Below are 23967 nucleotides of genomic sequence, written 5' to 3'. Positions count from 1 at the left end.
AGTGGCCCTCAAGGAGTGGCCAGGTGGGCCGGTGGCTCGCCGCGCACGTAGCGGGCCACGTCCGCGGCCACGATCGAGGCGGCCTTCATCGCCGTCTCCTTGCTGGCCCCGGCCAGGTGCGGGGTCATCACCAGGTTCGGCGCGGCGAGCAGGCGCGAGCCCGGCGGGATCGGCTCCTCGGGGAAGACGTCCATGGCGGCGCCGAACAGGTGGCCGGACTCCAGCGCGTCGCACAGCGCGTCGTAGTCGAGCAGCGCGCCGCGCGCGCAGTTGACCAGGACCGAACCTCGCGGCATCGCGGCGATCTCGGCCGCGCCGATCATGCCGGTGGTCTCGGGGGTGGCGCGGGCGTGCAGGGAGACGAAACGGGAGCGTTCGAGCAGCTCGGGGAGCTCCACCTTGCCGGGCACGTCGACGTACGGGTCGTGGACCAGGACCTCCGCGCCGAAACCCGCCAGCATGCGGGCCACGCGGCTGCCGATGGCGCCGTACCCGATCAGGCCGGCCGTGCCGCCCTCCAGTTCCGGGCCCACGCTGTCGTAGGTGTAGTAGTCGCCCCGCCACACGCCGCCGGCCAGGTCGGTGTGCGTCTGCGGGATCCTGCGGGTGGCGGCGAGCAGCATGGCGAGCGTGTGCTCGGCGGTGGCCACGGCGTTGCGGCCCGGCGCGTACGTCACGGCCACCCCCGCCTGCGCGGCCGCCTCCAGATTGGCGTTCACGGGACCGCCCCTGCTCACGCAGAACAGCCGCAGATCGGGCGAGGCGTCGAGGACGCGCTTGGTCAGCGGAGCCATCTGGGTCACGCACACCTCGACGCCGCGCAGCGCCTCGATCAGCGCGTCCTCCACGTCGGAGGCCTCGTCGACCTCGCCCACCCGGCCGAACGGCTCCACCGGCCACGGCAACGTCAGCTCGCGGACGTCCACCTCGCCGGGGACCTCCCGTCTGAGCGCGTCGATGAGCAGGCGGTTCTGGACGAAGTGGTCGCCTGCGGCAAGGACTCGGATGGTCAACGAACGGCTCCAATCGGGGAGTTGTACTGCAGCAGCGCCGGCCGTCCGGCGTTCAGCCGCAGCTCGGTCAGCGCGCAGTTGTCCAGGCGGGGGAACAGCCGCCGGTATTCGCCGAGCGGCACCCCGACGAGGTGGCACAGGGCGAGCCTGAGGGCGGTGGTGTGCGCGACCACCAGCACGCGCCCGCCCTGGTGCGCGGCGGCGATGTCGTGCAGCGCGGCGACGAAACGCTCGGCGGCCTGCCGCGGGTCCTCGCCTCCCGGCAGCGGGTGCTCCGCGGGGTCGGCCTCGAACGCGGCGCGGGCCTCGGGGAAGCGGGCCGCCATCTCCGCCGACGTCAGGCCCTCGCCCTGGCCGAAGTCCAGCTCGCGCAGCCTGGCGTCCACGCGCGTCGCCACCTTCGCCGCCGCGGCGCTCGCCTCGGCGGTGATGCGGGCCCGGCTCAGCGTCGAGGCCCACACGCCTTCCAGCCCCGCGGTCGCGGCCCATCCGGCGAGCCGGGCGGCCTGCTCGTGGCCGCGCGGGGTCAGCTCGATGTCGGTGAGCCCGGCGTAGCGGTTCTCGGCGTGCCAGACGGTCTCGCCGTGGCGTACGAGCACGAGGTCGGTCATCGGGTGGTCCTTTCGCGGGCGTGTCGTGCGGCGGCCTCGCCGAGCCAGCCGCGGCGTTCCAGCTCGGCGACGAAACGCAGGTACGGCTCGCGCAGGTCGGCCCCTGACGGCCCCACCACGGCCCGCGTCCTGATCATCCCGGCGCTCTCTCCGTCCAGCTCCCCCGTGGCGCTGCCGGCCGCGAGCACGGCCATGCCGAGCGCGGGTTCGGCGTTCTCCCGCAACGTCACCGGGCGGCCGAGGACGTCGGCCCTGAGCCGGGTCCAGTACGCGCTCCTGGTGGCGCCGCCGGTCAGGATGATCTCGCCGTCAACGGGAGCGCCGAGCAGGTCGAGGTAGTCGAAGGAGAGCCGTTCGACGAAGGCCGCACCGAGCAGGATCGCCGCGTAGCGGTCGACGTCGTCGGCCGGGTCGCCGAGCGTGAACGACTCCGCGTCGGGCGCGGCGAAGGGAAACCGTTCTCCCCGGGAGACCAGCGGGTACGTGACAGCCCCCGGCCCCGCGCCGCCGGACGGTCCGGGACGCGCGCCGAACCGGGCAGCGGCCTGGGCGCTGAGCGCGTCGAGGTCGCGCCCGGGGAGGTCGCGGGTCAGCACGCCCGCTCCCGTGCTCGACGCCCCGCCGGGCAGCCACGAGCCGTCCGGCGCGCGGTGCGAGTAGACGACGCCGAGCGGGTCGTGGATCAGCTCCTCCGTCACGCCCTTCAGCACCAGGGTGGTGCCCAGCACGGAGTTCCAGCTGCCGGCCCGCTGCGCCCCCGCGCCGAGCTGGGCCGCGCAGCCGTCGGTGGTCCCGGCGACCACCGGCGTGCCGGCGGGGATGCCGGTCTGCTCGGCGGCCTCAGGGCACACCACGCCCAGCCGGGCGCCCGGCCGTACGACCTCGGGGAGGATCTTCGCAGGCACCCCCAGCGCGTCGAACACCTCGGCGGGCCAGCGCTCCTCGACCAGGTCGACGCCGGTCTTGAGCGCGTTGCTCAGGTCGGTGGCCACCTCGTGGCCGGTCAGCCGCCGGTTGACGAAGTCGCTCTGGTGCGCCGGCCGAGCCCCGCGCGGCGCGTCGCGCAGCAGCCACAGCAGCTTCGGCAGCGCCCAGTTGGGCTGCATGCGCCGGTAGCCGAGCCGCTCCCACACGTGCCCGCCCACCTCGTTGACCCGCGCGACCTCGCCCGCCGCCCGCCGGTCGTCGTACATCAGCGCGGGCGTCAACGCCCCGCCGAGTCCGTCGGCGAGCAGGATCGTTCCAGAGGTGGCGTCCACCGCCACTCCCGCCACCCGCTCCGGAGGCACGTCCCGCAGCGCCTCTCGGGTGGCGCCGGCCAGCGCCCGCCACCACTCCTCGGGGTCCTGCTCATGGCGGGGACCGTCACGGTGGCTGGTCAGCGGGCGCGCGTCGGCGCCGAGCACGTCGCCGCCGCCGGTGACGGCCATCGCCCGGACGCTCTGCGTCCCGAGGTCGACGCCGATCCACACGCTCATGTACGGCCCCTCATGTCGGCGAGCAGCGGCCACGTGCCGGCGCTGGAGCCCCGAAGGCTCAGGAAGTCGTCGAAGAGCCGGGCATAGCGGGCCTGGCGGCCGGGGTCGGGCTCGACGGCGTCGCGCAGGCGTACGTGCTGGGCCGCCGCGTCGGCGACGGACGGCGCGGCGCCCGTGGCGGCCAGCCCCACCAGGTACGCACCCCGCGCGCCCACCTCGGCGTCGGCCGGGCGGCGTACGGGCAGCCCGGTGACGTCGGCGATCATCGCGAGCCAGGTGGCGCTGGCCGAGCCGCCCCCGCTCGCGCGCAGCTCCGTCGGCGCGGCGCCGGTGGCGGCCAGGCAGTCACGGATGACCATCGTGAGCCCTTCCAGCGCGGCCCTGGCGACGTGCTCGCGGCCGTGCTCGAACGACATGCCGTGCAGCGCGCCCCTGGCCAGCGGGTCGGAGAAGGGCGCCCGCTCGCCGGCGGGCGACAGGTAGGGCAGGAACGTCAGACCGCCCGCGCCCGGCGGGCTCCGCCGGGCCAGCTCGCCCAGCTCGGCCGGGCCGTCCAGGCCCAGCAGGCGGCACGTCCACTGCACGACCTCCGTGCCGGCGAACGTGGGGAAGGCCCGCAGGTAGCCGCCGGGCAGCGCGATCGTGATGCCGATCGGGTCGCCGTCCAGGTCGGGGGCGCCGACGATGACCTCGGTGCACAGCGTGGTGCCGAGGATCCCGCACGCCTGCCCCGGCGCCACCGCGCCCGCGCCCAGGGCCGTCGAGGCGATGTCGTAGGGGGCCATCACGACCGGCGTGCCGGCGGGCAGGCCGAGCGTCGCGGCGGCGTCCGCCGTCAGCTCGGCGACCGGACAGGACCGGATCTCGGGCAGCAGCCGTCCGGCCCATTCCATGCCGAACATGCCGAGCAGCTCGTCCGAGTACGCCCGCGCCCGCAGGTCCATGAACGGCGCGGACGCGTCGGACTCGTCGGCCACCAGCTCCCCGGTCATCCGGGAGAAGATCCAGCCGCCGCAGGTCAGGTTGGCGTGCGACCGGTCGAGCCGGCCGGGGTCGTTCGCGCGCAGCCAGGTGAGGACGGCGTGCGGCAGCCCGGACGCGGCCGAGGAGCCGTTCAGGCGGAAGGCCTCCGCCGCGAGCCCCGAACGGGTCCAGGCGTCGACCGTGGCGGCGGCCCTGGCGTCGTTCCAGAGGATCGCCGGCCCGGCCGGCCGGCCGCCGGCGTCGACCAGCCAGCAGCCGTCGCCCTGCGCCGTCACCGCCACGAAGTCGATCTCCCCCGCACCAGGAGTGGCACGCGGCTCGCGCATTCGGGCCGCGACCTCTCGGACCGTTTCGGCGACCGCGGCCCAGACGGCGTCCATGTCCTGCTCGGCGTGGCCGGGCGCCGGCCTCGCGACCGTGGTCTCCCGCCGGGCGACGTGCGACTCCGCCCCCGAGGAGTCGTAGCCGACCGCCTTGATGACCGTGGTCCCCGCGTCCACGCAGATGATCGCCATCAGGCCCTGCCGTGTGAGGTCCTCGACCGGCGCGACACCGAGTCGACGACCACCGCGAGCAGCAGCACGACCCCGGTGACCACGAACCGGATCGAGGAGTCCAGGTTGAGCAGCGTCAGCCCGCTGGAGATGGACTGGATCACGATGACGCCGAGCAGCGCGCCGAAGGCCGTGCCGCGCCCGCCGAACAGGCTCGTCCCGCCGATCACGGCCGCCGCGATGGCGTTGAGGTTGACGTCGCCGCCGCCGCTGCTCTGGTTGGCCGCCGCGAGCCTGGCCGCGGCCAGGATGCCGCCGACCGCGGCGAACGTCGAACAGAGCACGAACACGGAGGTGTAGATCGCCCGGACGTTGATGCCGGCGCGGCGCGCGGCCTCGACGTTGCCGCCGACGGCGTACACGGCCCTGCCCCACTTCGTCCGCGACAGCAGGTAGTGCATGATCAGCACGAGCGCCACGAAGAAGACGAACATCCAGCCGACGCCGCGCGTCTGGCCGAGGTACCAGACCACGAACGCCAGCACCACGAGCAGCGCCACGCTCCTGGCGGCCAGCGCGGTGACGCTTCTCGCCGACAGCCCGGCCTTGCGCCGCTGCTGGGCGTGGAGGAATCCGCTGGCGAACAACCACACGGCCGCGATCCCCGCGAACGTGTACGACAACCAGGCCGGTACGAAGTCGAGCTGGGCGAAGTTCACCAGGCCCGAGTCGAACGGCAGGTTGATCGACCCCTTGGCGCCCAGCACGTACAGCTGCAGGCCCAGGAAACCGAGCAGGCCGGCCAGCGTGATCACGAAGCTCGGCACCCCGAACCGGTTGAACAGTTGCCCGTACAACCAGCCGATGGCCGCGCCCATGAGCACGGAGGCGGCGATCGCGAGCCAGACCGGCAACCCCTCGCTCACGAACAACACCGCGAGCACGGCGCCGGACAGCCCGCTGACCGACCCGACGGACAGGTCGATCTGCCCGACCAGCAGCACGCACACGACGCCCAGCGCGATGATGCCGACGGCGGCGGACTCCAGCGTGAGGTTCACCAGGTTCGCGCTGGACAGGAAGATCGGGTTGAGGACCTGCAGCACCGTCCAGATGACCACGAGCCCGACCACGACCGGGATGACGCCAAGGTCGCCGCCGCGAGCGCGCTCGATCACGTCGGTGACCGCGCCGCGCAGCCCCGCGCGCTCCCGCAGGCGCTCGTCCTGGCGGTCGGTGGTCACTGTATTCATGGCCTCACTCCGTTCGGCGGGCTCGGTCGCCCGATGCCGCCGTCTTCCCCCGCTCTGGTCGCTGCGCTTCCGCCGCTCCTCCAGACGACGGCGCTCCCTCGCGTGTTCATGGCCTCACTCCGTGAGGCGGGTTCGCTCGCCATGTGCCCTCGCCCCTTCACGACGACGCTCCCTTGTTGGTACGCCGGGACACCGCGTTGTCGGTGGCGCCGGTGATGGCGGCGATGATGTCCTCGGTGGTGACGTCGGCCACGCCGAAGACGCCGTTGTTGCGGCCGAGCCGCAACACCACCACGGTGTCGGCGACGGCTTTCACGTCCGCCATGTTGTGGCTGATCATGATGACGCCCAGGCCGTTCTCGCGCAGCCGCTCGACGAGGTTGAGCACCTCGGCCGTCTGCGCCACGCCGAGCGCGGCCGTGGGCTCGTCGAGGATGATCACCTTGGGGTCGCCGAGCAGCGACCTGGCGATGGCCACGGTCTGCCGCTGGCCGCCGGACAGTGCCGCGACCGGCACCCGCACGCTCGGGATCTTGGCGGAGAGCTGGCGCAGCAGCTCCCACGAGCGGGTCTCCATGGCCACGTCGTCCAGCCGCAGCGGGCGGACCTCCTGGCCGAGGAACAGGTTCTGGATCACGTTGAGGTTCTCGCAGAGCGCCAGGTCCTGGAAGACGGTGGCGATGCCGAGCTTGTGCGCGGCGGCCGGCGTGGGGATCTCGACGTCGCGGCCCTCGAAGGTGACCCTGCCGGAGTCGGGCGCGTGCACGCCGGCCAGGATCTTGACCAGGGTCGACTTGCCCGCGCCGTTGTCGCCGACGATCGCGACGACCTCGCCGGCGGCGACGTCGAGCTCGATGTCGGTGAGCGCGGCCACGGCGCCGAAGGTCTTGTTGATCCCGCGCAGCGACAGGACGGTCATCGGTGCTCTCCTACTTGATGCCGAGCTCGTCGCAGCCCTTGGCGTACGCGCCCGTGCAGATGTCGGCGGCCTTCATGATGCCGCTGTCGAAGAGCACTTCCTTGATGTTGTCCTTGGTGACCACCGTGGGGACGAACAGCTCGGACGGCGTGTCGTAGAGCGTGGTCTTGCCCGCGGGCTTCTCGCCCTGCATGAAGCCCCAGGCCACGTTCGCCGCGGCCTCGGCCACGATCTTGATGGGCTTGGAGATGGTGTTGTACTGGTCGCCCGCGATGACGCGCTGGGCGGCAGCGGGCTCGGCGTCGTTGCCGGTGACCGGCGGCACGTCCACGCCGGCCGCCTTGAACGCGGCGATGGCGCCGCCGCCGGTGCCGTCGTTGGCCGCGACCACGCCGGCGATCTGGCCCTTGAACTGCGTGATCTGGCCGCTCACCCAGGTCTGCGCCTTCTCGGGCTGCCAGTCCGGGGTGTCGTACTCGGCCAGGAGCTTGAAGCCGCTCGGGTCGACGGCGCTGTGGATGCCCTTCTTGATCAGGCCGGCCGCGGCGTCCGTGGGGGAGCCGTTGACCTGGAGGATGCCGCCCTCGGCCTTCTCCTCCTTGAGGTGGTCGACCAGGGACTGGGCGATCATCGAGCCGATCTTCTCGTTGTCGAACGAGATGTAGTAGTCGGCCGGCGTGGCCGGGATCGGCCGGTCGTAGGCGATGATCGGCACCTGCTGCGACTGGGCCGACTTGACGATGGTGGCCGCGGCGGCGGAGTCGACCGGGTCGATCACGATCGCCTTGACGCCCTGGGCGAGCGCGGAGTTGGCCTGTTGCTGCTGCTTGGCCGCGTCGGAGTCGGCGTTCTGGTAGATGACCTGGCAGCTCGGGCAGAGCTGCTGCATCTTGGCCTCGAACAGCGGCTTGTCCTGCAGCTCGTAACGGGTGGAGGCGAGGTCGGGCATGAGGAAGGCGACCTTGGCGTTCTGGGTGTCGCCGCCGGCATCCCCGCCGGTCGAGCCGGAGTCTGAGCCGCACGCGGCCAGCACCGAGCTTGCGAGCACTGCCGCCACGGCGAACGCGCTGGTCCGCATCTGAGCTCTGTTCACGGGTTCGTTCCTCACTCGCTACGTCCTCGCGGACGGATCCAAACGCTCGCTGCCCCCGAGACATGGACATAGCCCCTCACAAGGGCTCACATCCTGTGGTGCGGCTCACGTTAGCGTGCGTTCAGAAACTTTGTCCAGCAAAGATGTTCAGAGCTGGCGTGCGGCGGCCACAATCCCCTCAGCCGTCGGCGCATCCGTGACGAGCTGGTTGAAGTAGCCGCCCCGGGCGCCGGCGATGATCGAGAGCACCTTCTCCGCGCCGACGGCGACGGCGATCGTGGCCGGGACGCGGCGCAGCTCCTCCAGTCGCGTGGCGACCAGGCGCTCGCTGCCCGGATAGGTCAGCGGGGTGCCCTCCCGGTCGTAGACGCGCATGCAGACGTCGCCCACGGCCTGGCGCAGGGCCTCGGCGTCGCGCGGCATGAAGGCGGGTGTCATCTGCCGCATGAGCGGCGCCGAGCCGACGCCCACGAGGGCGCACTTGGCGTGCGCCCACAGGTCCATCACCCGGCGTACGGACGGCTCGTGCTGGAGCGAGTAGAACAGCTCGGGGCCGGGCAGGGCGGGCGCGTAGAGGTAGGCGGGCACGCCGCCGACGCGTTCGGCCAGGATGCGGGTGGTCTCGTTGGTCTGGAACCAGGGCTGGGGCTCCTCCTGGCCGCCCACGGCGGGCGCGATCGTGACGCCCGGATAGTGCCCGAGCCCCTCGCGGGCGCACTCGTAGACCGTGGTGCCCGACGAGACGAGCACGACGTCGCCCGACTCCAGCCCCACCCCGGCCAGCGCGCGCGCCACGCCGGGGGCCAGCCACGGGCCCAGCGCGGGGCCGCTGACCTTGGGCACGATGAAGACCTGCCCCAGGCCGAGCGCCCGCGCCACCTCGGCGGCCAGCGGGCCGTCCTCCATCGAGGCGGGCCGGTGCACCTTGATCTCCACGATGCCCTGCTTGCGGGCCTCGGTGAGCAGCCGGCTGACGGTCGCCCTGCTGACGCCCAGCCGTTTGGCGATGTCGCCCTGGGTGGCGTCCTCCATGTAGTACTGCTGCGCCGCCGCGTACATCAGCTCATGGGGGAATCGGGTCTGCGCCTCGGGTGCGACGTCGGCGGCATTCATGCGCGCGCTCCTGAATGAGGTCTGTGAACACTTTTGCAGAACTGATGCGCCCATGACTATACCTACTGGGCCCGCGCGCGATCGTGGTGGCGAGCGAGGCAGGCCCTAGCGCGGAGGGGCGGGGCGCTCGCCGGAGCCTCGGGGGATGAGCCGGACCGGCAGTTCGATGTGCTCCGACGGGCCCACGTCGCCGCGCAGGCGGCGGAACAGCAGCTCGGCCGCCACCCGACCCATCCACGACGGGTCCTGAGCCACCACCGTCACCCCGGGCTGCAGCAGGTCGGCCAGCTCGAAGTCGTCGAACCCGACCAGCGCCGGCCGCCGCCCCGCGAGGGCGCGCAGCACGGTCACGGTGTAGCGGCCGTTCCCGGCGAACACCGCCGTCGGCGGATCGTCCAGGGCCAGCATGCCGGCCAGGTCGGCGCGTACCGTCCCCAGCGACGGCGGTCGCATCGACACCAGCCGCTCGTCGTAGAGGCCGCCGAGGGCCGCGCGGTAACCCTGCAGGCGCTGCGCCGCCGTGAAGATGGCCGGGTCGTCGCCGAGGAAGGCGATCCGGACATGGCCGTGGCCCAGGAGGTGGCGGACCGCCTGCCCAGCCCCGCTCACGTTGTCGGCGAGCACGGTGTCGACGTCGAGCCCCGCGCCCGGCGGGCGGTCGGCGAACACCACGGGCGTCCCGGCCTCCAGCTCGCTGCGCAGGTACGTGTGGTCCTCGCCGGCGGGCACCACGATCAGCCCGTCGACCCGGCGCGCGCAGAACGTCTCGACCAGCTCCCGCTCCCTGCCGGGCTGCTCGCCCGACGACCCGCTCAGCAGCAGGCAGCCGTGGTCGATGACGACCTCTTCCACGGCCCTGCTCAGGCCGGAGTAGAACGGGTCCGCGACGTCCTCGATGACCAGGCCGATCGTCGCGGTCCTGCCTCTGCGTAGCACCCTCGCGCTCTCGTTGCGGCTGTAGCCCAGCCGCTCGATGGCCGCCCGCACCCGCTCGGCCGTGGCGGGGTGCACGCCGGGCTCGCCGTTCACGACGCGCGAGACGGTCTTGAGCGCCACGCCTGCCGCCGAGGCGACGTCCTTCATCGTCGGTCTCACGCCAGGATCATGTCTCACCGAGGAGGGGTGCGACAACGTTGTCAACCGGTTATGCCAGAGTAGTCGCCTATGTCGTTGCGTTCTGTGGCGCTCGTCGCGGGATTCGTGCTGGCCGCGCTCAACCTCCGTCCTGCGATCGCGGGAATCTCGCCACTCCTCGACGAGATCATGGACGACGTCGGTCTCTCGCCGGCGGGTGGCGGCGCGATCACCACGGTCATGGTGGTCTGCCTGGGCGTTTTCGGGCTGGCGGTGCCGCTGCTCGCCCGGCGCATCGGGCTCGACCGCACGCTCTTCGCCGGCCTGCTCGTCATCGCGGCGGGCGTCGCGCTGCGCGGGCTCGACGGCGCGGCCCTGCTCTATCTCGGCTCGGCCCTGGCGGCCACCGCGATCGCCGTCATGAACGTCGCCATGCCCGGCGTCGTCAAGCAGCACTTCCCCTCCCGGATCAACCTCATGACCGGCGTCTACGTCTCCTCCGTCGTGGCGGGCGCGGCAACCGCCTCGGCGCTGGTGATCCCGCTCGAACACGTCACAGGGTACGGCTGGCGCGGCGTCTCGGCGCTGCTGGCGGTGCCCGCGCTGCTCGCGGCCCTGCTCTGGCTCCCGCAGGCGCGGCGGGGACGCGCCGGGGGACAGGACGGCCCCCGGCCGATCGGCATGGTGCTGCGCAGCCCCGTGACGTGGTACGTCACCGCCCTGATGGGGCTGCAGTCGCTGACCTTCTACGTCATGCTGGCCTGGCTGCCGACGATCTTCATCGAGGCCGGTGTGCCCCCCGACCAGGCCGGCTACCTGCTCAGCCTGACGAACCTGGTCCAGGTGGGCACCTCGCTCGCCGTTCCCGTGCTGGCCGGGCGGCGGAAGTCGCAGGCGCCGTACGCGGTGGCGGCGGGCGTGCTGACCGTGCTCGGGTACCTGGGGATGCTGCTGGCCCCGACGACCCTGCCGTGGGTGTGGATGATCGTGCTCGGAGTCGGCCAGGGCGCCTCGTTCGTGCTGGCGCTGCTGATCATCGCGTTGCGGCCGGCGAACCCGGCCGGGGTGACCGCGCTGTCGGCGGTGGCCCAGTCGGTCGGATACGGCGTCGCGGCGCTCGGACCGATGTTGTTCGGGCTGCTCAGGGAGGTGTCCGGCGGATGGTCGGTGCCGCTGATGGCCGGGATGGGCGCGCTCGTGGTGCAGATCGTGGCGGGGTGGCACGCCGGACGCCCTGCTACGTTGAGGTAAGGCTTACCTACGAATGTGCGGGGGTTCGCGGTGCTGACCGAGGTGCTTCAGCGGGTCGCCGGCGCGCGTGGCGGGATCCTCGGCGTGGAGCCCGGCCTCGTCGTCGAGCCCGACGAGAGCTGGACGCCCGCCGCCGAGCTGGTGCGGGAGCCGTACACCCTGCTCGCCGAGCTGGCCGACGAGACGGCCGCGCGCTGGAACGCCCCGCGGCACGTCGGCGCGGCGCTGTTCTGGAAGACCTACGGCTACTGGCACACCCTGCCGATGGTGCTCGGGTGGGCGCTGGACGGGAAGGTGCCGCTCATGCGGCTGCCTGACACCTACTTCAAGGTGTCCCCCGCCGGGGTGACCCTCGCGGCCACGCGTGTGAGCTGGGGCTCGGGCGCGAGCGCGATCGGCGAGGCGCTGGCCGAGTCCCAGGCGCCGCTGGTCAGGGCCCTCGGCTCCCTGGCCAAGGTGGGCGAGCGCACGTTGTGGGGGTCCACCGCCGAGGCCGTCGCCCATCCGCTGACCTCGATCGTCGAGGGCGACTACATGCGGTTGCTGAAAGAGATCGGGCCGCCGGTCGACGGGCTGATCGAGCCCGCCGACGACGGCTATTTCCGCAGGACCTGCTGTCTGTGGATCACCCTGCCCGACGTGGAGCCCTGCGGAAGCTGCTGCGTGCTCAGGCCACAGAGCCGACCGCCGGCACGACCGGCTCGTCCAACGGCCTGAGCTCGTCGGCGTAGCTCACCGAGACGCGGCGCATGACGCCGCTCGACTCGATCGAGTACTGGCCGAGCCGCCACAGCGGCGGCGAGTAGGCGTGGATGGAGACGCTGTGGTCGACCGCGCCGGTGAGCCGGTGGATGTGGTCGGGCCCGAACGAGAACGACTGCCCCTCCGTCACCACGGTCTCCAGGTGCTCGCCGCCGATGCGCGGGTTGCACTCCAGCAGCGCTCCCCGCACCACGTGGACCGCCCCCGAGGAGATGTCGTGGTCGTGCCAGCCCGTGTCGTCCTCGGGACGCCAGCACAGCAGCCAGACGTCCACGTACGCGTCGCGGTAGAGCGAGGCGTAGTGCCGGCCGCCGCCGGCGGGGAAGTCGACCTGGTCGTGCCACTCCTCCGGGCGGGCGGCCAGGTCGTTCACCAGGTCGCGGAGCTCACGCCGGTCGAGAGTGCGCTCCGGGAGCCGGGCGCAGGTGCCCCCGTCCTGGATCTGGTCGGTGCTCACGTACGAGTCTCCTTTCTGCTGAGTAGGCGACGGGGGTTGACGACCCGGATGGCGTGCGCGGCCGCGGCGCCGAGTCCGGGGTCGGGTGCGGTGGCGTAGGGCGCGTCGGAGCCGTTGACGACGACGTCGATGCCGAGCTCGCGGACGATCGCGTCGATCGCGCGCGGGCCGTAGGAGGAGGTCTCCACGAAGAAGCCGGGGTCGATCAGGCCGCGCCCGCCGCCGCCCCTGGCGATGAGGCGCTCGGAGTGCAGCGGCGCCAGCCCGGCGAGGAGGGCGAAGCAGACGCGCAGCCTCGGGTGCCGGGGCCTGACGACGGCGTGGAAGTGGTGCCAGGCGGCGTGCATCTGCTGCACGTACGGCACCAGCGCGGGCCACCACGGCGGCGTGCCCGCGGAAGGGACGGCCGGCCCGGGGTGTACGAACAGCGGCAGGTCCAGCCCGGTCAGCACCTCCAGCAGCCGGTCGTCGGGCACGGCCGTCGCGGGCATCTGCAGCCCGGCGAAACCCCTGGCGAGGTCTTTGGCCAGCCGGTCGGGGTCGGCGTCGCTGTGGCAGGTGGCCGCCCACGCGCCGAAGGGCTCGCCCAGCGCCAGGGCGCCGTCGTGGTAGGCGTCGATCAGCGGCCAGGATTCCTCGGGCGCCAGGAACTCGATGCCGAGCGGGCTCGACAGCGACACCAGCGCCAGCTCGAGGCCGGTGGTGTCGCGGTGCTCGTGGTCGGCGGGGTCGACGTCGTAGGGCGGCTCGCCGTCGAGGAGCAGAGTCCAGCCGTCGAGGCGGGGCGGGGAGGTGCGGGCGCGCAGGGCGTCGACGAACGCGCGGGTCCACAGGTGCTGGTGCACGTCGATGCTCACGATCACTCCTTCCCCTATTTCCTACTCACAATACATGCAAAGCGTCTACGCAGCGAAATCCGCAACGTGAAACGGTTCAGTGATACGGTTCAGTGAACCGCTTCACCAGACGCTTGTCAACAGCCGCAGGCGCCTGCCGCGGGCGGTTACGAGGATCCGGTCCCACCGCTCGACACGCGGCGCGTCAGGATGGATGCTGAAGAGCATGTCCGCACCGCCGAAAGACGGGAGCCGACATGCCCGCGTCCTGGAATCGGCTTCTGTCGGCGGCACCCAATAGGCTGGCTTAATGCCTCGAAAGAGAGCGACGATCCGCGAGGTGGCTCAGGCGACGGGCCTGTCCCCCGCGGCCGTCTCTTACGCGCTGCGCGGCCTGCAGGTGTCCGAGGAGACGAAGGAGCGCGTGCGGGCCGCCGCGGCCGAGCTCGGTTACGAGGCCGATCCCATCGCCAGGGCGCTGGCCAGCGGCCGCACCGGCATGATCGGGCTGCTGTGCGGCTCGCTGGAAGATCTGTGGCAGCAGTCCCTGGCGGTCGGCATCAGCAGGGGGCTGCGCGAGAAGGATCGTTACGCGCTGATCCTCGACGCGTTCGGCGATCCCGCCAGGGAGCGGGCGCTGGCTCAGCAGCTGCGCGACCAGCGGGTCGACGGCATGATCGTGCAGCCGATCGACCCTGCGGCGGCGTTCTGGCCGGAGTTGTGCGAGTCGCTGCCGGTGATCGCGGTCGGCGACTCGATCGCGGGCACGGCCGGCGAAGTCATCTTCGACAACAGGCGCGGCGTGACCCTGGCTCTCGAGCACCTGCGCGCCCTCGGCCACCACCGCATCGCCGTGCTCACGCCCACCCGGGCCAGCACGCCCGACCGCCCCGCCGACGTGCACGTGATGGCCGAGGCCGAACGGCTGGGCCTGGACATCCAGGTCGCCACCTCGCCCCACGGCCTGGCCGACGCGACGGCGGTGGCCCACGACATCCTGGCGGCGAAGGAGCCGAGCGCCGTCTTCTGCTTCGCCGACTCGATCGCCTACGGCGTCTACGCGGCCGCCCAGGAGCTCGGGCTGTCGATCCCGGGCGACGTCTCGGTCATGGGCTACGACAACCACCCCATGTCGGGCCTGCTCACGCCCGGCCTGACGACGGTCGACTGGGGCATCGACGGCATCGTGCGGGCCGCGGTCCGGCTCATGTCGGCGGCGGCCGACGGCGGCACCCGGCGGCGGCACGTCGTGCAGGCGCCCGCGCTCAGGGAGCGCGGCTCGGTCGCCCGCGTGCCCGTCCTCCGGCAGGGGCCGTAGGAGCCCGCGTGCCCGGCCGCTGACAGCGGCTCACTCCGGGTGTCCCGCCAGGGCGCGGCGCGACGCCTCCAGGTCGTCGGTGAGCGGCCGGTCCTGAGGCGGGGCCTGGCGGGCCCTGAGAGCCGCGGTGCGCTCGCAGGCCAGCACGAGCGCCAGGGGCTCCAGGCAGCGCAGGGCGAGGCGGGCGGCCTGGGTGGCGAAGCTCGCGTGCTCCTCCGTGCCGAGCGAGATCACCGCCGTGCCCGTCGTCACCGGCACCGCGAGGTGGCGCAGCACGGCCATGGCGTCCTGAGCCACATATTCCAGGATCAGGGCCCCGGATTCGCCGCGTTGCCGGGCGAGGAACGGCAGGCGGCCGGTGTAGGCCGGGTCCATGAGCGCGGCCAGGCGGGCGGTGCTGAGCTGGGCGGTCTGCACGATCGCCGCCCGCAGCGCGTCGAGGGCCAGCGCCACAGGGGCCGCGTGGGAGTTTCCGTTGTGCCAGGCCAGAGTGCCGGAGATGAGCGGGTTCTCGGTCGCCGCGTTGAGGTCGATCTCGATCGTGGCGGTGGTCCGGTCGAGCGCGTCCACGGCCGCGCCGTGCACCTGGGCGAAGGCCCGGAACCCGTACGGGTCCTGGATGCGGGTGGCCAGCCCCTGGCTGAGCAGGGCCCGCAGGCGGGCGGCGACGACGGCCTGCCCGGGATGGGGGCGGGCCTCCTGGACGGCGGCGGCCAGCGGCTCCGCGGAGGCGTCGACGGCGGTGAACGACATCGCGGCGACGTCGACCGCCGCTTCGAGGAGCAGGCGCAGGCGGTGGCAGGCGATGGCGGCGTCGGCGAGCGTGGCGGCACCCGAACTGATGAACGGCAGCGCGTCGCTCGACGCCAGCGGGAAGCGCGGCTCGTCGGTCGGCGCGGCGCCGTCGTGGCGCCAGGGGAGCTCGCCCAGCAGGCACAGGGCGGTGATGGACAGGGCCGTCAGGTCGCCGGTGCCGATGGCGCCGTACGTCCTGACGGGCGGGGTGAAACCGGCGTTGACGGCGTGCGCCAGCACCGGGAGCACGGCCGGATCGATGCCGGATCCGCCCGCGACGAACTGGTTGAGCCGGACGACGAGCATCGCCCTCGCGCGGGCGGGCGAGATCGGCGCGCCGGCGCCGCACGCGTGGCTGCGCAGCAGGTCGAGGCCGGGGGCTTCCACGGTGACGGCCTTGTTGGCGCCGACTCCGGTGCTCCGTCCGTAGACGGGGCCCCGCAGCCCTTGGGCGGTGGCCCACGCGGCCCGGGCCCGATCGAGGGAGGAGATCGTGACCCGGGCCCCGTCGTAGGCCGCCTCGTGCACCTGCGCGCACGTCAGGCCGGCACCGTCGAGCTCCATGGGGGACTCAGTCGTTGTCGGGGATGAACAGGCCGAGCAGCCAGCTCACCACGCTGATGATGATCGCGCCCCAGAACGCGGCCGGATAGAAGTCGTCGACGTGGAAGGGGATGTCGACCTGCTCGGCGATGAAGCCCGTCAACAGCAGCATGGCGGCGTTGATCACGAGCAGGAAGAGGCCGAGCGTCAGCACGATGAGCGCGCAGCCCAGCGTCTTGACGATGGGTTTGACGATCGCGTTGATGATGCCGAAGATCAGCGCCACGATCACCAGGACGCCCCAGTATTGCGCCGTGTTCGTCTCGAGATCGATGCCGATTCCCGGGACGAGCTGGATGGCGACCCACAGGGCCGCCGCTGCCGCAAGGGTTCTGATGATGAATCTCACGCTGCTTGATCCTCCCACTTGGGAGCGGCGCCGCGATAGAGGCATGAGCACGGCGATGCGCGGCGGTCACCGCCGGTGGTCGCCGGTTATGGCCCGTCCTGCTCGGGAAGGTGCGTGCAGGGGAGGTACGAGATGAACGCGAACGGGCTCGAGTCGTTGCCGGCCAACGAGTTGCACGATCGGGCGGTGCGTTATGCCGTACGCCATGGGGACCTGGGGTTTCTGTGGGACCTGTTGAAGGTGATCCCCGCCGCGGAGGCCGCCACCGGTCACCATGACGAGAGCGCCAACGACCTCAGCAGGGTCTCGGCGCTGCTCAGCGACGCCATCGCGTCGGGCGAGGGCGAGCTGGGGGAGGCGTTGCGCCCGATCTACCTGGAATATCTGCGCAAGCACCCCGACGCCTAGCCCGCGCGCGCCCGGCTCGCGCCCCGGATCAGCCCGCCAGCTGGGCCTGGCCGCCGCTGTACTGGGCGAAGCCGGGCGTGCTGACGTCCTGCCCGTCCCGCAGAATGATCATCGTCTCGTACGGCCCCGACTCCGCGAGCCGGGCGGCGAAGCGCCTGGCCAGGACGGGCCCCATGGCGTAGATGGCGGTGGCGTAGGCGTCCGCCATGCCGAGGTCGGGCCCGATCACCGTGACCGAGCCGAGCCCGCGCTGCACCTCGCCGGTGCGCGGGTTGACGATGGGCGCGCCGCCCGAGGTGGCGATGCCCAGGTCGTGGGCGAGGACGACCTTGCGGACCAGGTCCGTGTGCGGGTCCCGGATGCCGACCCGCCAGCGCTTGCCGGGGGAGGCCGAGCCGCGCAGCCTGATGTCTCCGCCCGCGTTGATGCGGTGGTCGCCGGCGCCCGCGTTGACCAGCGCGCGCGACAGGCGTTCGAGCGCCCACCCCTTGATGTAGCCGGACGGGTCGGTCACGCCGTTGATGCGGGCCTCGAACCAGCCGTCCGTGAGCCTGCTGAGCTCGTCGCAGCGGTGCAGGACCTCGATGAGTTCGGGGATCTGCTCGATGGTCTGGCCGCGGTTGAGCCGGCCGATCTGGCTGTCTTCCTTGACCGGACTGAAGGTGTCATCCACCCACCTGAGCCAGGCGAACGCGTCGTCCAGCAGAGGGGTCGTCTCGCGTGCCGGGAGCGCCGTGCGGATGTCCACACTGACGGGCATGCCCATGACCATCTCGACACGGGCGGTTCCGGGGAAAGTCGTCACCTTGCCTCCTTGTCCGTCACCTACCGTCTCAGATGACGCGTAACGTCGGCCTAAACCCTGTGTCCGTTTTCGAAACGGATTTGTGATCTGGGGATGGCGAGGCGTGACAACGCGCCGCTGACGTACCGCTTGAACGGGCGCGGACCGGCCACCACCACCTCGCGCTCCGCGATGTCGGGGATCTCGCGGCTCAGCCCGGAGGCGCTCAGACGCTCCTTGACCCTCGGGTCGTGTTCCCGGCCGACGACGAGGACGAGACCGTACGTGGCCTCCAGGTCGCGCAGCTCGTCGGTGGCGCGCTCGGTGCGGTAGACGGCCACGGTGTCGGCGGCCCTCGCCAGGCGGGCGCGCAGGGAGCGCGGATCGACGCCGGTGGCGATCAGCAGGACCGGCCTGCTCTCCGGCGGGACGCGGTGGCTCAGGACCGCCATGACGGCCGCCAGCGCGTACAGGAGCAGGCAGGCCACGCGGCCGGGCTCCGTCGCCTGGGGCGCCGCGCCGACCTGGTACGCCACCAGCAGCCCTCCGGTCAGGTAGCCGCCGAGCCGCAGCCGCTGCCTGGCCTCCTCGGTGCGCAGGTGGCCGGCGGCCTTGACGCTGAGCAGGCCGATCCCGGCGAGCAGCGCCGCGGTGAGGTAGGAGACAGGGCTCCACGGATGGCCGAGACCCGGTGGGATCGCGCCGAACTCGGCTACCGCGACACCACACCAGAAGAGGATGGGACCTTGGTTCGCATTCGCCTCGCTAGCCATGTCCATCACGGTGCTGAACGAAGATGAAAGGTTTCTGAGCGCAGCTGAGGAATCAGGTGAAGGGGGCCGCGGGCACACCCCCGGACCCGCCGCTGCGCTCGGTGGCTAAGGTCGGGAACATGGCAAATGTGCGTGTGGAGCGGACTGATGACGGCGGATTCCGGGCCACGAACGCCCGCGGCGCCGAGGTGCGGATCGGCGGTGGCGACGAGAACGGCGTGTTCACTCCGGTCGAGCTGCTGCTGGCGGCGGTGGGCGGGTGCAACATCGTGACCGTCGAGCCGCTCACGGCCCAGCGGAACAAGCGGCTCGTCCGCCTGGAGATGACCGTGCAGGCGGAGAAGGTCGAGCAGAGCAAGCTGGGCCCGGTGACGGTCACCTATGACGTCGAGCTGCCGTCGGAGGACGCCCGCGCCGTTTTCGAGGCGGTGGCGCAGCGGGTGCACGAGAAGTACTGCACGGTGAGCAGGTCACTGCAGGAAGGTACGGAGGTTCGGTTGGAACTTCCGTAGGTGGGATTAAACAGATATTCGACCCCGTTATGACGCGACCGTTGCATTCGTCTCGGTACCGTTGTAGCAGGTCGAGAGGCCAATAGACCTTCACCGGAGCGGACGCGGAGGGGGACCGCGGTTCGCCAGTGCGGGACCGCCGGCGTTTTTGGGGGAAGACGCCGGCCTGGACCGCCACCGATCGGGCCGGGCAGCTTTGGGGGAACTGCCCGGCCCGATCTATGCGTATCCTCGCCTTCCGTGAAAAAGGTTCTCATCGACTGCGATCCCGGCATCGACGACGCGCTCGCCCTGGCACTGATCGCGGGGTCCCCGGCGGTGCGCCTGGCAGGCATCACCACGGTCGGCGGCAACGTCGATCTGGAGCTGACCACCGCCAACGCCCTGGCGCTCAGGGAGTTCCTGGAACTCGGCGACGTGCCCGTGACGCCGGGCAGCGCCGGAGCCCTGCTGCGGCGCACCGTACGCGCCTCCCACGTACACGGCGCCACCGGGCTCGGCGACGTGAGGCTGCCCCCGGCCGAGCGGGGAGCGTCGCCCGGGCACGCGGCCGACTTCATCACTGAGACGCTGCGGGCCGCTCCCGGCGAGATCACCCTGGTGGCCGTCGGGCCGCTGACCAACCTCGCCCTCGCCGTACGCCGCGAGCCGCGCGTCGTCGAGTGGGCCCGCGACCTGGTCATCATGGGCGGCTCCTTCACGCGGGGCAACCACAACCCGGCGGCCGAGTTCAACATGCTGGCCGACCCCGAGGCGGCCGCGATCGTCTTCGACGCCGGATGGACGGTGACGATGATGGGTCTGGACGTGACGCTGTCGGCCGTGGTCAACACCGGCGTGCTCGACCGCATGCGCCCGCTCGCGCGGCTGGGCAGCGACCTGCTGGTGCCGGCGGCCCGGTTCTACGGCGAGGTCACGGCCGGCGGCGGCCCGGCCATCCACGACGCGTGCGCGGTGGCGTACGTGCTGGATCCGTCGTTGTTCACCTGCGTTCCCGCCGTGGTGAACGTGGAGACGGCCGGGATCCACACCCGGGGGATGACGGTGACGGACTTCAGGATCGGCGACCGGCAGGCGAACGCGCAGGTGGGAACGGAGCTGGACGTGAAGCGGTTCTGGGACCTGGTGCTGGGGGCGTACGAAGGGCTGGCGGCCAGGCTCGGATGATGTGCGGGTACCGTTCGGCGGCTGATACAGTTACACCTGTTGCGCCGCTAGCTCAGTTGGTCAGAGCAGCTGACTCTTAATCAGCGGGTCCGGGGTTCGAGTCCCTGGCGGCGCACCCGGTGGAAGCCCCAGGCCGTGCTTTTTGGTCTGGGGCTTCTCGGTTCTCGGCCTGTCTTACGCGAGGCGGAGATCAAGAGATGGCGTAGTCGCGCCGGAACACGGTCGTGACGTGGCAGCAGCGGCGCTCACCTTGATCTACCAAGACGCTCGCGAACAAGGAACGCCCGCTTGCTCGCAGGACCGACACCTGGGTAAGGATCTGGTCGTCCAGCCCCACCGCATCGATGAACTCGATCGTGCCCGTCACAAGCGAGTCGACCGGAAATTCACCTCGCCGAGCGGCCGCGAGCACGGCAGCGGTGAAGAGAGCGCCACCCTGAACGTGACCGAGTCGGTTCGCCATGGGCTCGGTCGGCGTCAGCGTGATGTTCTCGCCGTTGGACGTGAGTTGCTGCTCGACGTGCGCCGTTCCCCACGCGCACCTCGGAGTCCGGGACGCGTGCTCGGCGATCCGGTCGACCAGCGCCGCATCGGTGGTCCCCGGCGTCCACGACGTCAGATCATCTGCGGCGCCGCCCCCAGTGTCCGCCGCGTCGTCTCCTGGCAGGCAGTCCCAAGGCATGGCTCGCTCGGGACCGTCGTACGGCATCGCCGGAAGCGCGAAGACGCCCTGCGCGTCGCCGACGATCTCTCCGGCCGCGGTCTTGAGCTGGGAGCGTGCAGTTGCGGTGCGATCGAGTCGTCCCGTGCATTCACTGTCGGCCGCTGCCACCTGCGAGGCTCGTCCCGGAGCGAGCTGGAGGGTCATCGAGATCGTCGGCATCGGCAGCGCTCGACCGACCTGGTTGCGGATAGCGCCACCCAACGCGAGGTCGGTCAGCATGGCGATCTCCAAGAGGCCCGGCCCGCCAGCCATCAGGGGCCGCTCCAGGTCGAAGGCGAGCGCGTAGGAGCCGTCCTGGGTCGGCACCCGATGAAGTCCCGCGAGGTGCCCCAAGGGCGGCGCGCCGGTCTCCGCGCTCTCGGCAACGTCGCGGCGAACCGAGCGGAGAACATCGACATGACTCAGGCGTAGGGGCATGAGTCAACGTTGCAACCATCTGCCGCCCCAGCCCATGGAACATCGCACCACAACTCTTGCTCGATCATTAGGAATCGTCCAATGCGTCCACCGATCCCACCCTTCTAGCGTCGGTGTGCAGCACGTACGCACACCCGAGGAGTTTCTGTGAGCATTGAAGACATCCGCGACGTGAAGGCCGTCATGTTCGACTTCTACGGCACTGTCGTCGACATGCAGGGAAGCCTGACCCGCGCGGTCGCCCCGTACCTGGAACGCAAGGGTTACACGAAGAACCCGCCTGGGCGCCTGGTCACCTGGTGGCGCAGGACTCACTTCGAAAACTCGATGATCGACGCTCTGCTGCATCGCGACCACACGCCGTACCGTCAGATCGGGTTCGAGGCCGTCGACTACACCCTCGAGCGAGCGGGCATCGAGCACACCGACGACGAGGTGCGCGAACTCGTTGACGAGATAACGCGACTCGACCCATTCCCGGACGTCGTCCAGGCGCTCACCGAGATGAAGGAGCACGGGCTCAAGCTGTACATCCTCTCCAATGGGGACCCGGACATGCTCGCAGCGGGCGTTCCCTACTCGGGCACCGCCGATCTGTGGGACCGCGTCATGTCCGTCGCCGAGGCCGACTCGTTCAAGCCTCACCGCACGACCTACCACACCGCGGCCGCGCTCGTCGGACTCGGATGCCACGACATCCTGTTCGTGGCCAACCACGCATTCGATTGCATCGGCGCGAAGGCGGCCGGCCTCCGGTCGGCGTTTGTCGACCGCCGCAAGCGCCCGTTCGGCAACGGACGCTACTCCGCCGACGTCACCGTCTCCGACATGGCCGAACTCGCCGCCCTGCTGAAGACCACGGTGGAGATCTGACTGCCGCGCGTGCCATAGCGCTCCTGGCTACGGAGTCTCAGGTCCGCGCCAGGAGCGGCATGTCACCCGCTGACCAGTGGACCGCCATCACGCCAGTCGGCCATTTGCACGACGCCGCAGCGAACCGATGGAACAACGCCCATGACCGGCGTCTCGATGACGAAGCTCCATCGTTGATCAACAGTGGTTCGGCTCGCATGCGTGGTCTCAGACAGCTTGCGATTCGCTCACGTGAGCGCTACGCAGCAGGATCGCTGCGGCGAGGCGCTCATTGGCGTCGTTCAGATCGAGGCCGGACACCTCGGCGATCCTTTGAACGCGATGCCTGAGTGTGTTCGGGTGCAGGTACAGCCGTGATGCGGCGGCTGATATCGATCCGAACTCGTCGAGGAAGGTCGCAAGGGTCTCGACCAGGTTGGAGTCGTGGCGTTGGTCGTATGCGACCAGGGCGTCGATGGGTCCTCGCGGCACAGCGTTGTTCTCATTGAGGCCGCGGCAGGCGGCGACGAGCACGAGCCCGGCCCAGCTCGTCTCGGGGGTCATCATCCGGCCGCTGCTGCCTTCGGAGCGCGCGATTGCCAGCAGGTCCTCGACGATCCGCTTGGTCGCCGGCACCGTCTCCGGCGTCGCGGCGAGGGGCCCGATGGCCGCGTTCGCGCGTACTCCCATCCGGGCCAGCTGTCCGAGAGCCAGCTGAGCGCTCTTGACCAGGCGCCCATGGGTGGTGACGCCAGCCGACACGACAGCCCAGTATGCGCCGTCGAGCGGTGCAACCAGCGAAGAGGCGTCGATCGCGCCCAGGTGCAGAGAGAGGAAGTGGACGAACCGTTCGCTGACCTGCTCATCTGGGGGAACGTCTGCGCTCCCGGGCCCCTGGTCGAGTCCGAAACCGAGGACGAACAGCTCGCGCGCGACCTTCGACCCCTCGCCGGACAACATGGGCGCGGGTAGCGCGCCCTCGCGCAGCAGCGTTCGCACGGTTCGTTCGCGTGTGATTCTCTCAGCGTCCTGTGCGCGGTGGTGTCGCAGCACCACAGGCACTGCCAGTCGTGCGGCTCGTCGCAGGGCCTCCTCTGCATGCGGAGGAAATGGTGTGGCGCCCTCCGCGACGGAGATCTCGCCTATGACTTCGTCGCCGGTGTGCACGGCGATGCGCAACCGCGTGTGCAGGTCCTGGTAGTCGGCGACCCTCACCACGCGGCCGGGTTCGGAGTAGGTCTGGTAGGCCGTACGGTCGATCGTGAAGCGTCTGATCCACTGGTCAGGCGTGCGGCGGCCGAGAATCGCGTCACGGCGAACGTGGTCGATCTCGTGGCCCTGAACCGAATAGGCGATAACCCGGTGGGCGCGGTCGTAGAGCACGACAGAGCCGCCGACCATGACGGCCACCGCATCGGCGAGGCCGTGGACCGAACTGGGACCCGTGGCGTCGCTCGCCTCGTCATGTGATGCCAGCAGCATCGTCCGGAGCAGCACGAACAGCGGCGTCCACGCGATGTCGGAGTCGAGCACCACGACGTTTGGGCGAGGCTCCACCTGCGCGCTCGAGGACACGACTACCGCACGGCATCCTGCGCGTTCCGCTTGGTCGACGAGGTCCTGCTCGGCTCCCGATCGAATGGCAAGGACGATCTGACCGGGACCGATCGTGGTGGCGCCGTCATCGAGCAGCACTTCGTTCAGATCCGGGTCGAACTTCGCCGTGCTGCGCGCCCGTAGCGGGCCATCGCCGATGGCCATGAGCAGCTCAGAGAGCAGCACGTCTCACCTCCGTTGTCGATACTCACCGAGTGTAGGTGCGTCCCCGCTGGTGACAGCGAGTCCGTTGGCGGAAGTTCCAATGGAGCCCACCCGACGTCGTAGTAATGCCCGTCGTAGGTTCCCATCCAGGTCCATAGCGTGACAG

At 71.1% G+C, this 23967-nt stretch carries 24 protein-coding genes and 1 tRNA gene; 8 read left to right on the top strand and 17 right to left on the bottom strand.

What is annotated here, in order from left to right:
- Positions 1 to 8: 8 nt before the first annotated feature.
- The 9 genes from ACTWPV_RS32875 to ACTWPV_RS32835 form a co-directional block, all read right to left on the bottom strand.
- On the bottom strand, positions 9 to 1013 hold the full coding sequence (locus tag ACTWPV_RS32875) for a 2-hydroxyacid dehydrogenase (protein WP_443154755.1): 1005 nt from the start codon (positions 1011 to 1013) through the stop codon (positions 9 to 11).
- Positions 1010 to 1624 (bottom strand): histidine phosphatase family protein, encoded by a 615-nt coding sequence (locus ACTWPV_RS32870; RefSeq protein WP_443154754.1) that lies wholly within the window; start codon positions 1622 to 1624, stop codon positions 1010 to 1012. The genes ACTWPV_RS32875 and ACTWPV_RS32870 overlap by 4 nt, the downstream gene beginning before the upstream one ends.
- Positions 1621 to 3102, bottom strand: coding sequence for an FGGY-family carbohydrate kinase (locus ACTWPV_RS32865; protein ID WP_443154753.1), 1482 nt, complete (start codon positions 3100 to 3102; stop codon positions 1621 to 1623). Before ACTWPV_RS32865 ends, ACTWPV_RS32870 begins: the two co-directional genes overlap by 4 nt.
- On the bottom strand, positions 3099 to 4601 hold the full coding sequence (locus ACTWPV_RS32860; RefSeq protein WP_443154752.1) for an FGGY family carbohydrate kinase: 1503 nt from the start codon (positions 4599 to 4601) through the stop codon (positions 3099 to 3101). Before ACTWPV_RS32860 ends, ACTWPV_RS32865 begins: the two co-directional genes overlap by 4 nt.
- On the bottom strand, positions 4601 to 5833 hold the full coding sequence (locus ACTWPV_RS32855) for a sugar ABC transporter permease (RefSeq protein ID WP_443154751.1): 1233 nt from the start codon (positions 5831 to 5833) through the stop codon (positions 4601 to 4603). The genes ACTWPV_RS32860 and ACTWPV_RS32855 overlap by 1 nt, the downstream gene beginning before the upstream one ends.
- A gap of 157 nt (positions 5834 to 5990) precedes the next feature.
- Positions 5991 to 6752 (bottom strand): ATP-binding cassette domain-containing protein, encoded by a 762-nt coding sequence (locus tag ACTWPV_RS32850; protein ID WP_347645219.1) that lies wholly within the window; start codon positions 6750 to 6752, stop codon positions 5991 to 5993.
- A gap of 10 nt (positions 6753 to 6762) precedes the next feature.
- Positions 6763 to 7845, bottom strand: coding sequence for an ABC transporter substrate-binding protein (locus tag ACTWPV_RS32845; RefSeq protein ID WP_443154750.1), 1083 nt, complete (start codon positions 7843 to 7845; stop codon positions 6763 to 6765).
- 147 nt (positions 7846 to 7992) lie between these two features.
- On the bottom strand, positions 7993 to 8958 hold the full coding sequence (locus ACTWPV_RS32840; protein ID WP_347645217.1) for a sugar-binding transcriptional regulator: 966 nt from the start codon (positions 8956 to 8958) through the stop codon (positions 7993 to 7995).
- 105 nt (positions 8959 to 9063) lie between these two features.
- Positions 9064 to 10053, bottom strand: coding sequence for a LacI family DNA-binding transcriptional regulator (locus ACTWPV_RS32835; protein ID WP_443154749.1), 990 nt, complete (start codon positions 10051 to 10053; stop codon positions 9064 to 9066).
- 69 nt (positions 10054 to 10122) lie between these two features.
- Between ACTWPV_RS32835 and ACTWPV_RS32830 the strand changes: the two genes are divergently transcribed.
- Entirely contained in the window at positions 10123 to 11283 is a 1161-nt protein-coding gene (locus ACTWPV_RS32830) for a CynX/NimT family MFS transporter (protein WP_443154748.1), read from the top strand.
- A gap of 15 nt (positions 11284 to 11298) precedes the next feature.
- Positions 11299 to 12000: a hypothetical protein gene (locus ACTWPV_RS32825; RefSeq protein ID WP_443154747.1), complete on the top strand. Its 702-nt coding sequence runs from the start codon at positions 11299 to 11301 to the stop codon at positions 11998 to 12000.
- On the opposite strand, the gene ACTWPV_RS32820 is transcribed toward ACTWPV_RS32825, so the two are convergent.
- On the bottom strand, positions 11951 to 12502 hold the full coding sequence (locus tag ACTWPV_RS32820; protein WP_347645212.1) for a cysteine dioxygenase: 552 nt from the start codon (positions 12500 to 12502) through the stop codon (positions 11951 to 11953). The two genes, ACTWPV_RS32825 and ACTWPV_RS32820, sit on opposite strands and share 50 nt — an antisense overlap.
- Positions 12499 to 13359 (bottom strand): amidohydrolase family protein, encoded by an 861-nt coding sequence (locus ACTWPV_RS32815; protein ID WP_443154746.1) that lies wholly within the window; start codon positions 13357 to 13359, stop codon positions 12499 to 12501. The genes ACTWPV_RS32820 and ACTWPV_RS32815 overlap by 4 nt, the downstream gene beginning before the upstream one ends.
- A gap of 289 nt (positions 13360 to 13648) precedes the next feature.
- Between ACTWPV_RS32815 and ACTWPV_RS32810 the strand changes: the two genes are divergently transcribed.
- Positions 13649 to 14656 carry a LacI family DNA-binding transcriptional regulator gene (locus ACTWPV_RS32810; protein WP_347645209.1) on the top strand — a complete coding sequence of 336 codons (1008 nt, stop codon included), beginning with the start codon at positions 13649 to 13651 and terminating at the stop codon, positions 14654 to 14656.
- A 30-nt stretch (positions 14657 to 14686) separates the two neighbouring features.
- Here ACTWPV_RS32810 and ACTWPV_RS32805 read toward each other — a convergent pair whose 3' ends face one another.
- Positions 14687 to 16015, bottom strand: a complete 1329-nt coding sequence (locus ACTWPV_RS32805; RefSeq protein WP_443154745.1) for an aromatic amino acid ammonia-lyase — start codon at positions 16013 to 16015, stop codon at positions 14687 to 14689.
- Between the two features lie 7 nt (positions 16016 to 16022).
- Entirely contained in the window at positions 16023 to 16403 is a 381-nt protein-coding gene (locus ACTWPV_RS32800; protein ID WP_347645206.1) for a phage holin family protein, read from the bottom strand.
- Between the two features lie 132 nt (positions 16404 to 16535).
- Between ACTWPV_RS32800 and ACTWPV_RS32795 the strand changes: the two genes are divergently transcribed.
- Positions 16536 to 16811 (top strand): hypothetical protein, encoded by a 276-nt coding sequence (locus tag ACTWPV_RS32795; protein WP_132503624.1) that lies wholly within the window; start codon positions 16536 to 16538, stop codon positions 16809 to 16811.
- Positions 16812 to 16839: 28 nt separating this feature from the next.
- Here the strand turns inward: ACTWPV_RS32795 and ACTWPV_RS32790 are convergent, their stop codons facing one another.
- A complete protein-coding gene (locus ACTWPV_RS32790; RefSeq protein ID WP_443154744.1) occupies positions 16840 to 17616 on the bottom strand; it encodes an FAD:protein FMN transferase in 777 nt (258 codons plus the stop codon).
- Between the two features lie 50 nt (positions 17617 to 17666).
- Complete coding sequence (locus ACTWPV_RS32785) at positions 17667 to 18368, bottom strand: hypothetical protein (protein ID WP_443154743.1); 702 nt, start codon at positions 18366 to 18368, stop codon at positions 17667 to 17669.
- 119 nt (positions 18369 to 18487) lie between these two features.
- Between ACTWPV_RS32785 and ACTWPV_RS32780 the strand changes: the two genes are divergently transcribed.
- From ACTWPV_RS32780 to ACTWPV_RS32770, 3 genes are all read left to right on the top strand, one after another.
- Positions 18488 to 18880, top strand: a complete 393-nt coding sequence (locus ACTWPV_RS32780; protein ID WP_443154742.1) for an OsmC family protein — start codon at positions 18488 to 18490, stop codon at positions 18878 to 18880.
- 240 nt (positions 18881 to 19120) lie between these two features.
- Positions 19121 to 20047, top strand: coding sequence for a nucleoside hydrolase (locus ACTWPV_RS32775; RefSeq protein ID WP_443154741.1), 927 nt, complete (start codon positions 19121 to 19123; stop codon positions 20045 to 20047).
- 41 nt (positions 20048 to 20088) lie between these two features.
- Positions 20089 to 20162: transfer RNA gene (locus ACTWPV_RS32770), tRNA-Lys, on the top strand.
- A 75-nt stretch (positions 20163 to 20237) separates the two neighbouring features.
- On the opposite strand, the gene ACTWPV_RS32765 is transcribed toward ACTWPV_RS32770, so the two are convergent.
- Positions 20238 to 21188, bottom strand: coding sequence for a PaaI family thioesterase (locus ACTWPV_RS32765; RefSeq protein ID WP_443154740.1), 951 nt, complete (start codon positions 21186 to 21188; stop codon positions 20238 to 20240).
- A 183-nt stretch (positions 21189 to 21371) separates the two neighbouring features.
- On the opposite strand from ACTWPV_RS32765, the gene ACTWPV_RS32760 reads away from it, so the two are divergent.
- Positions 21372 to 22061, top strand: a complete 690-nt coding sequence (locus ACTWPV_RS32760; RefSeq protein WP_443154739.1) for a haloacid dehalogenase type II — start codon at positions 21372 to 21374, stop codon at positions 22059 to 22061.
- A 207-nt stretch (positions 22062 to 22268) separates the two neighbouring features.
- On the opposite strand, the gene ACTWPV_RS32755 is transcribed toward ACTWPV_RS32760, so the two are convergent.
- On the bottom strand, positions 22269 to 23822 hold the full coding sequence (locus ACTWPV_RS32755; RefSeq protein ID WP_443154738.1) for a PucR family transcriptional regulator: 1554 nt from the start codon (positions 23820 to 23822) through the stop codon (positions 22269 to 22271).
- Positions 23823 to 23967 lie beyond the last annotated feature (145 nt).

The organism is Nonomuraea sp. KM88, from assembly GCF_052245635.1.
Taxonomy (GTDB): Bacteria; Actinomycetota; Actinomycetes; order Streptosporangiales; family Streptosporangiaceae; genus Nonomuraea.
The sequence above is the reverse complement of the archived record's forward strand: the minus strand, read 5'-3'. Positions and strand labels throughout refer to the sequence as shown.